This is a genomic window from Citrobacter sp. LST-B2 (assembly GCF_057983045.1).
Genome location: NZ_CP192598.1, coordinates 3,528,876 through 3,541,450 on the forward strand (window position 1 = coordinate 3,528,876; position 12,575 = coordinate 3,541,450).

Below are 12,575 nucleotides of genomic sequence, written 5' to 3' on the forward strand. Positions count from 1 at the left end.
TATATTTATAAGGCGAACACATTGTGACCAGATTCACCTTTCGACTGCGGAGCTTCCCTGATAATCCTCTGGCATACCATAAATACTCTCATCCGATCTTGTACGGAGTTCACAATGAACAATGTTCTGGGATTTCTTGAAGCAAAACTGATGCCGCTTGCGGCCAAAACGGCGCAGCAGCGTCACCTGGGCGCGATCCGCGGCGCTTATGTTTCCTTTATGCCGTTCATTATCGTCGGCTCCATTCTGCTGGTTATTTCCTCCTTTCCGAACCAGACCTATCAGCAATTTATGTCTGGCGCGTTTGGTGAAAGCTGGAGCAGTATTATCGAGATCCCGTTTAACGCGGTGTTCTCAACGATGTCACTGTTCATCAGTTTCCTGGTTGCCTACCGTCTGGCGGAACATTACGGTGAAGACCGTATCTCCTGCGGCATCCTGGCGCTGGTCTGCTTCCTGATCCTCACCCCGTTTATCAAAGTTGCGGATAACGGCGGCATCACCGTGATACCAGTAGAATGGATCGGCACTAAAGGGCTATTTGTGGCAATGATTGGCTCGTTGCTGTGGACGGAATTGTTCTGCTGGCTGAAACGCAAAAAACTGGTTATCAAGATGCCCGAAGGGGTTCCGCCTGCCGTGCAGGAATCATTTGCCGCGCTGATCCCCGCCCTGTTGGTAATGATCCTGGTGCTGATTATTCGCATCCTGTTTGAAAATACCCACTACCAGACAATTCACCGCTTTATCTATGAAGTGGTTGCGACGCCGGTTCGTCACTATGGCACCTCCTATTTTGGCGCGCTGATGACGGTTTTCAGCATCACGATTTTATGGTCGGTAGGGATTAACTCTGGCTCAATGATCAACGGCATTATCCGGCCACTATGGATGGAGAACCAGACGGATAACATCGCCGCCATTCAGGCGGGCGTTACGCCACCGCATATTATCACCGAGCAGTTTTTTGACATGATCTGGATGGGGGGCGCTGGCGCAACCTTATCGCTGGTTATCGCAATGCTGATTTTTGCCCGCAGTAAAAACATGCGGGAAGTGGCCCGACTGGGAGCTGGCGCATCGATTTTCAATATCAACGAACCCATTCTGTTCGGTCTGCCGGTCATCATGAACCCCATCATGCTAATACCGTTCAACCTGGTGCCTCTGGTGTTAGTCACCATCCAGTACGTCGCAATGAAAATTGGCGCTGTTGCCGTCACGACGGGCGTGTTTATTCCATGGACGCTGCCGCCGGTTATCAGTGGTTTTATCGTCACAGGCCATCTCAGCGGTAGCGTCATGCAGATCATCAATTTACTGATTGGCGCAATGCTCTATCTGCCATTTATGCGCATTGTCGATAAACAGTACCGCGCGGCGGAAGTCACCACGCTGGCACAAAACGAGAGTACACCCGTTAAACAGGAGTAAAACATGTGGGGAATTATCGCCACCTGGCGAATGGCGCTTGAAGGCGTTACTGAGTCCGCTTCCGCGCTGGCTGCAGGCCAAACAGCGGCCAGTGCGGTAGTCGATGCCGTTGCCGCAGTTGAGGACTTCCCATTATACAAGTCCGTTGGCTACGGCGGACTGCCAACCGAAAAGGGTGAGGTGGAACTGGATGCCGCATTCATGGATGGCGACACGCTGGCGTTCGGCGCCGTGGGCAATCTCGTGGATATCGCCAATCCGGTACGCGTTGCGCACGCCCTGAGTCGTCAACGGTATAACAGCCTGCTTGTCGGCCAGGGTGCCCGAGAATGGGCGTTAAGCCAGGGGTTTGCAGAAAAAACCATGCTTACCGACCGCGCCATCCAACACTATCGCAAACGCTGCCGCGAGACGCTGGATAAGGGACTGAGTCCTTATGACGGCCATGATACCGTCGGCATTATCGGACTGGACACACAAGGTTCGATGAGCGTGGCGACCTCCACCAGCGGTCTGTTTATGAAAAAACGCGGTCGTCTGGGAGATTCCCCGATTATTGGTTCCGGCTTCTACTGCGACAGTCAAATCGGCGCCGCGACCGCCACTGGCGTTGGCGAAGACCTGATGAAGGGGTGCGCCAGCTACGAAATCGTTCGCCGTATGGCACAGGGCATGACGCCGCAGCAGGCTGCGGACTCAGTGGTTTTTGAACTGGAGGACAACCTGATGTCCCGCTTTGGCAGGGTGGGCGATTTATCCGTCGTGTGTATGAATCACCGGGGAGAATTTGGCGCGGCGACTAATATCAAAACCTTCTCGTTTACCGTTGCCACCGCCAGTCATCCACTTACCGTCTATCTCGCGGAACGTCGGCACGAAAAGACGTATTACCAGCCAGTCGATGAGGCGTGGATGCAGGCCTATGCGGCACGGATCCGTGCGCCAATAGAGGAAGAATAATGATGACATATCAGTTGATTCAGTCCCTTTCAGAGGCGCAACCCAACGCGCACCTGATTGCCCGTCCCACAAGCCAACAGTTACCAGACACCGCGCTGATAAACGAAATGCGTGCCACGGGTAACATGGCGGATACCTGTTTTGGCTGCGCCCCTTACAAACGCATCACCCTCATTCCATTAGCACTGTGGCAGGACAACCTGACCGACGGTTTGCTGAACGCATTACGTCCACTGTTCACCACTCCGGTCAGTTCTCACGTGATCATTGATGTTCGCGAAATACACGAAACCGTGCTGCTTCAGGTTCTGCGTTTTCTGTTCAATCAGGTACATCGCCTTGACGACCTGCAACTGAAAACTACAGACAACGCGACGATAAGACTCGACCACATAACGGCGCTTTGTTTACTCGAACAGCGGGAAGCGTTAGAGGAAATTTTCCGTCGGCAGCAGGCCATTGCCAACGGCATGGTCGCCGCCCGCCGCCTGGCGGATATGCCATCCGAGCAGTGTACGCCGCAGGTCGTTGTCGAAGAGGCCCAACGTCTATGCGCGGCTTACCCTGACCTGCGCTGCGAAGTGCTGGACGAACAGGCCATCGTAGCGCAAGGCCTTGGCTTGCTGCACGCCGTGGGGAAAGGCTCCAGCCGCCCGTCCCGCCTGCTGGCGATTCATTACGACGGCGTCAGCAGCGGCCCGGTGCGCAGCTATGTCGGGAAAGGCATCACTTTCGACACCGGCGGTTTGTGGCTGAAAGAAGGCGCGGGCATGTACACCATGAAGTACGACATGTGCGGCGCAGCCAACGTGCTTGGGCTGATGCTTAGTATTGCCGGGCTGGCGCTGCCGGTTCGAGTCATGGGCGTACTGGCGCTGGCGGAAAACGCCATTGGTCCCGACGCCATGCAACCGGGTAACGTAGCACGCGCCTGTAACGGGATGACGGTGGAGATCAACAACACCGACGCCGAAGGACGACTGGTACTTGCTGACGCCATTGCCTGGGCCAGCCAGCGCCACAAAGAGACTCGCTATATCATTGATTTAGCAACGCTGACCGGCGCCGTGGTGAAAGCGCTGGGCTATGAGCTGAGTGGATTGATGACCCAGGATAGCGCGCTGCGTGCGGCGTTAACCGTTGCCGGTGAGCAGAGCGGAGATAGAGTCTGGTCGCTGCCATTGGACGCTCACCTGAAAAAACAAACGGAGAGCGCGATTGCCGATCTGTGCAATACGCCGACTAACAACGCGGCAATCAGCGCATCGGCGGCCTGGCTGCTTCATCATTTTTGTCCGGCGACGATTCCATGGGCGCATCTCGACGTCAGCGGTACGGCGTTGTGGCGCGAAGGAGGAAGAAGCGTGGCGTCGGGCAGGCCGATTCCACTGCTGATGCAGCATTTACTTAACGATCTGGCAGTTGAGGAGTCACCCTCTGAGTGAGGGCGTTTGTTTGGGTAATCAGGCCGGATAAGGCGACGTCGCCCTCCGGCATCCGTACCGTTCTGCCCGATGGTGCTACGCTTATCAGACCGACTGCGATGCGTAACCTTGTATTTCGACTAGAGCTTCAGAATTTCTTTCACGAACGGAATGGTCAATTTGCGCTGCGCGGAGATGGAGGCGTGATCAAGCTGATCGAGCGTCATAAACAGCGTGCGCATTTCTCTGTCGAGCCGTTTGAGCAAGAAGCGCCCCACGTCTTCCGGGAGTTCAAATCCGCGCAGTCGGGCGCGTAGCTGTAGCGCCTGCAGCTTATCTTCATCCGACAGCGGTTGCAGCTTGTAGATTTGCCCCCAATCCAGACGCGAGGCCAGATCGGGCAACCCCAGCTTTAACTGCCGTGGAGGACGATCGCCGGTGATCAGTAACCGCGTTTTTCCGGATTCCAGAATGCGGTTGTAGAGATCAAATATCGCCATCTCCCACTCTTCATCACCCGCGACACATTCAATATTGTCGATACAGACTAACGACAGGTGTTCCATCCCGTCGAGCACTTCCGGTACAAACCAGGTGCGCTTGTCCAGCGGCACATAGCCCACGGCATCACCACGCTGCGATAATTCAGCACAGGCAGCATGCAGCAAATGGCTGCGGCCGGCGCCTTCACGCGACCAGAGATAGATGTATCCGCTATGCTCCTGGCGCAGCACGTTTTGCAGTGCGGCCAGTAAAGAGGCGTTATCTCCCGGCCAGAAACTTGCAAACGTTTCGTCGTCAGGCAGATAAAGTGGCAAAGAGAGCTGTGCCGGTGTGTTCAGAGAGACCTCAACCCAGATTTCATTAAAATCGTGATGAGTTTACCACAGAATTCCGTCGCGTTAGAACCGGGCAGCATCACTGCCCGGATCCCATTTTACGGCTTCGGCGTATCCGCATCTTCCGCGTCCAACACCACTTCTTCCGGGCGCAGGACAGAAATCAGCTTGAAGATCAGGCTCAGACCGATCCCAACGATCGTCGCCAGCGCCATTCCTTTCAGCTCCGCCGCGCCAATGTGCACTTTCGCGCCGCTGACGCCAATGATCAGAATGACAGAGGTCAGGATCAGGTTCTGCGCTTTGTTGTAATCCACTTTCGATTCAATCAGCACGCGAATACCGGATGCCCCGATCACCCCGTACAGCAGCAATGACACCCCACCCATCACCGGTAGCGGAATGATCTGGATCGCCGCCGCCAGTTTACCGACGCAGGACAGCAGAATCGCGAAAATCGCCGCGCCGCCAATTACCCAGGTACTGTAAACACGGGTGATTGCCATTACACCAATGTTCTCACCGTAGGTGGTGTTCGGCGTGGAGCCAAAGAAGCCAGAAATCACCGTCGACAAACCGTTGGCAAACATCGAGCGATGCAGGCCCGGGTCGCGAACCAGATCTTTTTTGACGATATTCGCTGTGACCACGAGGTGACCGACGTGTTCGGCAATCACCACCAGCGCCGCAGGCAGAATAGTCAGAATGGCGAACCACTCAAAGCGCGGCGTGTAGAAGGTCGGCAGCGCAAACCAGTGCGCCTCGGCAATCGGTGTGGTATCAACCACGCCCATCGCAAATGACAGTGCATAACCTGCCAGTACCCCAATCAGGATCGGGATAATCGCAAGGAAACCACGAAACAGCACCGAGCCAAACACGGTCACCGCCAGCGTCACCATCGAGATAATGATGGTCTTCGAATCCGCAGATTGTCCTTCCGCAGGCAGCAATCCAGCCATACCAGCGGCCACGCCTGCCAGTTCAAGACCGATGACGGCAACGATTGCGCCCATTGCCGCAGGAGGAAACATCACGTCCAGCCAGCCGGTTCCCGCTTTCTTGACAATGAAAGAAACCAGGCAGAACAGCACACCACACATGATGAAGCCGCCCAGCGCCACTTCGTATCCCAACGGCAACAGCAGCAGAACCGGTGAGATAAACGCGAAGCTTGAACCTAAATAGGCAGGAATTTTTCCTTTACAGATAAAGAGATACAGCAAGGTCCCGATCCCGTTGAACAACAGAACGGTAGCCGGGTTGATATGAAACAGAACTGGCACCAGCACGGTTGCGCCAAACATGGCGAACAGGTGTTGCAAACTAAGCGGGATTGTCTGTAAAAGTGGCGGTCTTTCACTCACCCCGATAGCACGGCGCGTCATAGTGTTTTCCTCTGAGTGTGTTTGTTATGAATCGTTGAGTTGTTTTATTCAAAAAAAAGCCGACTCTTAAAGTCGGCTATTTATCAGTTATTCACTTACTTCGTACCAAAAATCTTATCGCCGGCATCACCCAGCCCCGGAATAATGTATCCGTGCTCGTTCAGGCCCTGGTCGATCGACGCGGTGTAGAGTTCCACATCCGGATGCGCTTTTTCCAGCGCGGCGATCCCTTCCGGGGCCGCCACCAGCACCAGCACTTTGATGCTGCTGCAGCCCGCTTTTTTCAGCAGATCGATAGTGGCGATAACAGAACCCCCGGTTGCCAGCATCGGGTCGACGATCAGCGCCATGCGCTCGTCGATATTGGACACCAGCTTCTGGAAATACGGGACCGGCTCAAGCGTTTCTTCGTTGCGGTACATGCCGACCACGCTGATACGTGCGCTGGGTACGTTTTCCAGCACGCCTTCCATCATGCCCAGACCGGCACGCAGGATAGGTACAACGGTAATTTTTTTGCCTTTGATTTGATCCACTTCGACCGGACCATTCCAGCCTTCAATGGTTACTTTTTCGGTTTCCAGGCCCGCAGTCGCTTCGTAGGTCAGCAGACTGCCTACTTCCGAGGCGAGTTCACGAAAGCGTTTGGTGCTGATATCGTTCTCACGCATCAGACCCAGCTTGTGTTTGACGAGTGGGTGTTTGACTTCCACGATCTTCATACTCTTCTCCTTTCCTCAGACGAGTGGCAACCACAAAAAAAATCGCCGGATTATACCGCTTTTCCTCTCTGGCGCAACATAACGTATGCATGACCTGGATCAAGCAAAGTAGTATACGTTTGGGTGATGAGTATAAAACACGCCCCGCATTCTGTGCGGGGCCAAGTATCAAGTGGCTGAAATCAGAGGGATTCACCGTTACTTTTTATCACCTGCTGATACCAGGCGAAAGATTTCTTACGACTGCGCGCCAGCGTCCCACTGCCGTCATTATTTTTATCAACGTAGATAAACCCGTAGCGTTTTTTCATCTCTCCCGTTCCCGCAGAAACCAGATCGATACATCCCCACGGCGTGTACCCCATGAGATCCACGCCATCCTCTTCCACCGCTTTTTTCATTTCACGAAGATGTGCCGCCATATACTCGATACGGTAGCTGTCATCCACGGTGCCGTCAGGCAACTGAACATCAATCGCACCAAACCCGTTCTCAACGATAAACAACGGCAACTGGTAGTGATCCCAGAACCAGTTCAGCGAATAGCGCAATCCCACCGGATCAATCTGCCAGCCCCAGTCCGATTTCTGTACGTAGGGATTGGAGACCAGACTTTTGCTCTCGTCATAATCGAGTTGCGGGTTATCGTCTGTCGCTTTGGTGACAAACGACATGTAATAGCTAAAACCGATGTAGTCGACGCAGCCTTCGGACAGAGCAACACGGTCTTCTTCCGTGATATCGAGGTCAAACTCGCGGCGCGTAAAATAGTTGAGAATATGCTGCGGATATTTCCCCCGCACATGCACATCGGTAAACCAGTAGCGACGGTGCATGGCGTTCATCGCCATCATCATGTCGTTTGGCGCACAGGTCAGTGGGTAGATGGGGCACATGGCGATCATGCAGCCGATCTGCAATGCCGGGTTAATTTCTCGTGCCGCCTTCACCGCCAGCGCACTGGCCACCAGTTCATAGTGCGCCGCCTGGTACATTACCGGTTCACGATCTTCACCTGGCTGATACTTCAGGCCGGAGTTCGTGAACGGTGCAAAATCCTCATGGTAATTGGCCTGGTTGTTGATCTCATTGAAGGTCATCCAGTACTTCACTTTGCCCTGATAGCGGGTAAAGACGACCTTCGCAAAGCGGACAAAAAAGTCGATCAGCTTCCGGTTGCGCCAGCCGCCATACTCCGTCACCAGATGGTAAGGCATCTCGAAATGCGACAGGGTAATCACCGGTTCAATGCCATACTTCAGGCATTCATCAAACAGATCGTCGTAAAATTGCAGTCCCGCCTCGTTTGGCTGCGTTTCATCCCCAAGTGGGAAAATGCGCGTCCAGGCAATGGACGTCCGGAAACATTTAAAGCCCATTTCCGCGAAAAGCTTAATGTCTTCTTTGTAGCGATGATAAAAATCGATCGCCTCGTGGTTAGGGTAGTTTTTGCCGGGCAGCACGCCATCGGTAATTTCTCGCGCCACGCCATGAGCGCCCGCCGTCATGACGTCAGCAACGCTGATCCCTTTTCCGCCTTCCTGCCAGCCGCCCTCAAGCTGATGAGCGGCGACCGCCCCGCCCCACATGAAATTCGCGTTAAATCCAGACATAGTTTCCCTCGTTAATTTGCTATGACAAAACAGAAACCGGTTTCAGTATGATACTGAGCAATCCCGGCACTGCTTTCAAGGGTGAAACTGAACCCGGTTTCATTTTCGTGGTTCAGGTCATAAAAACACCGCGCCGCGGAGAAAATGCAGCAAATCTCGACAGATAAAAACGGATGCAACACAGGCTCGCAAACGTTTGCTTTCCCTGCTAGAATTGCGCCGAATTTTACTTTTACCGTAAGAAAACGTGGGGAACCAGGCAGTGACCGATAAAACCTCTCTTAGCTACAAAGATGCCGGTGTTGATATTGACGCGGGTAATGCTCTGGTGGATCGAATCAAAGGCGTAGTGAAGAAAACTCGCCGCCCGGAAGTGATGGGTGGTTTGGGTGGCTTCGGTGCGCTGTGCGCATTGCCGCAAAAATATCGTGAACCAGTGCTGGTTTCCGGTACTGATGGCGTCGGGACAAAACTGCGTCTGGCGATGGATCTGAAGCGTCACGATACCATCGGCATTGATCTCGTGGCGATGTGCGTCAACGACCTGGTCGTTCAGGGTGCTGAGCCGCTGTTTTTCCTCGACTACTACGCCACTGGCAAACTGGATGTGGATACCGCAGCCAGCGTGATTAACGGTATCGCCGAAGGCTGCCTGCAATCCGGCTGCGCGCTGGTCGGCGGGGAAACCGCTGAAATGCCGGGGATGTATCACGGTGAAGATTATGACGTCGCGGGTTTCTGCGTCGGCGTGGTCGAAAAATCAGAAATCATTGACGGTTCCAAAGTGGCCGATGGCGATGTGTTGATTGCACTGGGTTCCAGCGGTCCGCACTCCAACGGTTACTCACTGGTACGTAAAATTGTTGAAGTCAGCGGCTGCGATCCAGAAACGACGGTTCTGGAAGGCAAACCGTTGGCCGACCACCTGCTGGCGCCGACCCGCATCTACGTGAAATCGATTCTGGAATTGATTGAAAAGGTTGATGTGCACGCTATCGCGCACCTGACCGGCGGCGGCTTCTGGGAAAACATTCCGCGCGTACTGCCGGACAACACGCAGGCGGTGATCGATGAATCCTCCTGGCAGTGGCCAGCTGTTTTTAACTGGCTGCAAAGCGCCGGCAACGTCAGCCAGCATGAAATGTATCGTACCTTTAACTGCGGCGTCGGCATGGTCATTGCTCTTCCGGCGGCAGAAGTAGACAACGCCCTTACCCTGCTGAAGGCAAAAGGTGAAAAAGCCTGGAAGCTCGGCGTCATCAAGGCTTCCGATTCCGCGCAGCGCGTGGTTATTGAATAATGAATATTGTGGTGCTTATTTCCGGTAACGGAAGCAATTTGCAGGCGATTATTGATGCCTGCAAAGAGAAGAAAATCAACGGCACCCTGCGGGCAGTATTCAGCAACAAGGCCGACGCGTTCGGCCTTGAGCGTGCCAGAAAAGCGGCAATCCCGGCCCATACGCTGACTGCGGATCAGTTTTCCAGCCGTGAAGCATTTGACCGCGAGCTGATCCTTGAGATCGACGCGTATGCGCCTGACGTGGTGGTGCTGGCCGGTTTTATGCGCATTCTGAGCCCGGCGTTCGTCGCGCACTACAACGGTCGACTGCTGAATATTCACCCTTCCCTGTTGCCCAAATATCCCGGTTTGCACACCCACCGTCAGGCGCTGGAAAACGGCGATGAGGAACACGGCACCTCGGTCCACTTTGTCACTGACGAGCTCGACGGCGGACCGGTCATTTTGCAGTCCAAAGTTCCGGTTTTTGAGGGCGATGACGAAGATGAAATCACCGCCCGCGTTCAGGTTCAGGAACACGCCATTTACCCGCTGGTCGTCAGTTGGTTTGTGGACGGACGGCTGAAAATGCGCGATAACGCCGCCTGGCTGGACGGTGTTCGCCTGCCGCCACAGGGCTACGCTGCCGACGAGTAAAAACGGTGCCGGATAACGGATGTCATCCCTTATCCGGCCAGCGCTTCTCTTCAGACCTCCAGTCCCCCTTCCCCTTTGCGATCAGACGGTTTATTGTCATATTTTTCTGGCACAGTTGGACATCTGAGCGCAATGCTCGCCATAATAATCAGGCAGTGTCCCGTGAATAAAACGGAGTATAAGTATTAATGGGTCAGGAAAAGCTTTATATCGAGAAAGAGCTCAGCTGGTTAGCGTTCAACGAACGTGTGCTTCAGGAAGCCGCGGATAAATCAAACCCGCTAATTGAACGGATGCGTTTCTTAGGCATCTATTCCAATAACCTGGATGAATTCTACAAAGTTCGCTTCGCAGAGCTCAAACGCCGCATCATCATCAGCGAAGAACAGGGTTCAAATTCACATTCTCGCCACTTGTTAGGCAAAATCCAGTCCCGCGTACTGAAAGCCGACCAGGAATTCGATGGCCTGTATAACGAACTGCTGCTGGAGATGGCGCGTAATCAGATCTTCCTGATCAACGAGCGTCAACTGTCAGTCAATCAGCAAAGCTGGCTGCGCCACTATTTCAAGCAGTATCTGCGCCAGCACATCACCCCTATTTTAATTAACCGCGAAACGGATCTGGTACAGTTCCTGAAGGATGACTACACCTATCTGGCAGTCGAAATTATTCGCGGCGACACCATTCGCTATGCGCTGCTGGAAATTCCGTCTGACAAGGTTCCACGCTTTGTGAATCTGCCGCCGGAAGCCCCGCGTCGCCGTAAACCAATGATCCTGCTGGATAACATTCTGCGCTACTGTCTGGACGACATCTTTAAGGGCTTCTTTGATTATGACGCACTGAATGCCTATTCCATGAAGATGACCCGTGACGCCGAGTACGATCTGGTGCACGAGATGGAATCCAGCCTGATGGAGCTGATGTCCTCCAGCCTGAAACAGCGTCTGACCGCCGAGCCGGTGCGTTTTGTTTATCAGCGCGACATGCCTAATGCACTGGTCGAAGTGCTGCGCGAGAAGCTGACGATTTCACGCTATGACTCTATCGTTCCCGGCGGGCGTTATCACAACTTCAAAGATTTCATTAACTTCCCTAATGTCGGCAAAGCCAATCTGGTGAATAAGCCGCTGCCGCGCTTACGCCATATCTGGTTTGATAAAGAGAAGTTCCGTAACGGATTTGACGCCATTCGTGAACGCGATGTGTTGCTTTACTATCCGTATCACACCTTTGAGCACGTTCTGGAACTGCTGCGCCAGGCTTCGTTTGACCCGAGCGTGCTGGCAATCAAAATCAACATCTACCGCGTGGCAAAAGACTCGCGGATCATCGACTCAATGATCCACGCCGCCCATAACGGTAAAAAAGTGACCGTTGTGGTGGAGTTACAGGCACGATTTGATGAAGAGGCCAACATTCACTGGGCGAAACGCCTGACGGAAGCGGGCGTGCATGTCATCTTCTCCGCGCCCGGCTTAAAAATTCACGCCAAGCTGTTCCTGATTTCGCGCAAAGAAGGCGAAGAGGTGGTGCGTTACGCCCATATCGGCACCGGTAACTTCAACGAAAAAACCGCGCGTCTGTATACCGACTATTCGCTGTTGACCGCCGATGCGCGAATCACTAACGAAGTCCGTCGGGTGTTCAATTTTATCGAGAACCCGTATCGCCCGGTGACGTTTGATTATCTGCTGGTCTCGCCGCAAAACTCGCGCCGCCTGCTGTATGAGATGATCGATCGTGAAATCGCCAACGCTCAACAGGGACTCCCCTCCGGCATCACACTGAAACTGAATAACCTGGTGGACAAAGGGCTGGTCGATCGGCTGTATGCCGCCTCCAGCTCAGGTGTACCGGTCAATCTGTTGATTCGTGGTATGTGCTCGCTTATTCCGAATCTGGAAGGTATCAGCGATAATATTCGCGTCATCAGTATTGTGGACCGCTATCTTGAGCATGACCGGGTGTATATCTTCGAAAACGGCGGCGATAAGCAGGTGTATCTCTCTTCCGCCGACTGGATGACGCGTAACATCGACTACCGCATTGAGGTGGCGACGCCGCTGCTTGATCCGCGCCTGAAGCAGCGGGTGCTGGATATTATTGACATCCTGTTCAGCGATACGGTAAAAGCCCGCTACATCGATAAAGAACTGAGTAATCGCTACGTGCCGCGTGGAAACCGCCGCAAAGTGCAGTCGCAACTGGCTATTTACGACTATATCAAATCACTCGAGCAATCTGACTAACG

General features: G+C 53.8%; 10 protein-coding genes. 6 read left to right on the plus strand and 4 right to left on the minus strand.

The window, feature by feature from the left end:
* Window positions 1-114 precede the first annotated feature (114 nt).
* The 3 genes from celB to ACQ0PY_RS17100 are packed head-to-tail and all read left to right on the plus strand — an operon-like array spanning window position 115 to window position 3,839.
* Entirely contained in the window at window positions 115-1,434 is a 1,320-nt protein-coding gene (celB, locus tag ACQ0PY_RS17090) for a PTS cellobiose transporter subunit IIC (RefSeq protein ID WP_042999854.1), read from the plus strand.
* A 3-nt stretch (window positions 1,435-1,437) separates the two neighbouring features.
* A complete protein-coding gene (locus ACQ0PY_RS17095; RefSeq protein WP_109740463.1) occupies window positions 1,438-2,394 on the plus strand; it encodes a glycosylasparaginase in 957 nt (318 codons plus the stop codon).
* Complete coding sequence (locus ACQ0PY_RS17100; protein ID WP_109740464.1) at window positions 2,394-3,839, plus strand: leucyl aminopeptidase family protein; 1,446 nt, start codon at window positions 2,394-2,396, stop codon at window positions 3,837-3,839. Before ACQ0PY_RS17095 ends, ACQ0PY_RS17100 begins: the two co-directional genes overlap by 1 nt.
* A gap of 119 nt (window positions 3,840-3,958) precedes the next feature.
* On the opposite strand, the gene ACQ0PY_RS17105 is transcribed toward ACQ0PY_RS17100, so the two are convergent.
* The 4 genes from ACQ0PY_RS17105 to ACQ0PY_RS17120 form a co-directional block, all read right to left on the minus strand.
* A complete protein-coding gene (locus ACQ0PY_RS17105; RefSeq protein WP_061069784.1) occupies window positions 3,959-4,660 on the minus strand; it encodes a DnaA inactivator Hda in 702 nt (233 codons plus the stop codon).
* A 95-nt stretch (window positions 4,661-4,755) separates the two neighbouring features.
* Window positions 4,756-6,045 carry a uracil permease gene (uraA, locus tag ACQ0PY_RS17110; protein WP_042999850.1) on the minus strand — a complete coding sequence of 430 codons (1,290 nt, stop codon included), beginning with the start codon at window positions 6,043-6,045 and terminating at the stop codon, window positions 4,756-4,758.
* Window positions 6,046-6,140: 95 nt separating this feature from the next.
* On the minus strand, window positions 6,141-6,767 hold the full coding sequence (gene upp, locus ACQ0PY_RS17115) for a uracil phosphoribosyltransferase (RefSeq protein WP_003037929.1): 627 nt from the start codon (window positions 6,765-6,767) through the stop codon (window positions 6,141-6,143).
* A gap of 182 nt (window positions 6,768-6,949) precedes the next feature.
* Entirely contained in the window at window positions 6,950-8,380 is a 1,431-nt protein-coding gene (locus ACQ0PY_RS17120; RefSeq protein ID WP_042999849.1) for a 6-phospho-beta-glucosidase, read from the minus strand.
* A 262-nt stretch (window positions 8,381-8,642) separates the two neighbouring features.
* Between ACQ0PY_RS17120 and purM the strand changes: the two genes are divergently transcribed.
* From purM to ppk1, 3 genes are all read left to right on the plus strand, one after another.
* A complete protein-coding gene (gene purM, locus ACQ0PY_RS17125) occupies window positions 8,643-9,680 on the plus strand; it encodes a phosphoribosylformylglycinamidine cyclo-ligase (RefSeq protein WP_109740646.1) in 1,038 nt (345 codons plus the stop codon).
* Window positions 9,677-10,318 (plus strand): phosphoribosylglycinamide formyltransferase, encoded by a 642-nt coding sequence (purN, locus tag ACQ0PY_RS17130; protein ID WP_044328044.1) that lies wholly within the window; start codon window positions 9,677-9,679, stop codon window positions 10,316-10,318. The genes purM and purN overlap by 4 nt, the downstream gene beginning before the upstream one ends.
* A 188-nt stretch (window positions 10,319-10,506) precedes the next feature.
* Window positions 10,507-12,573, plus strand: coding sequence for a polyphosphate kinase 1 (gene ppk1 / locus ACQ0PY_RS17135; RefSeq protein WP_042999847.1), 2,067 nt, complete (start codon window positions 10,507-10,509; stop codon window positions 12,571-12,573).
* Window positions 12,574-12,575 lie beyond the last annotated feature (2 nt).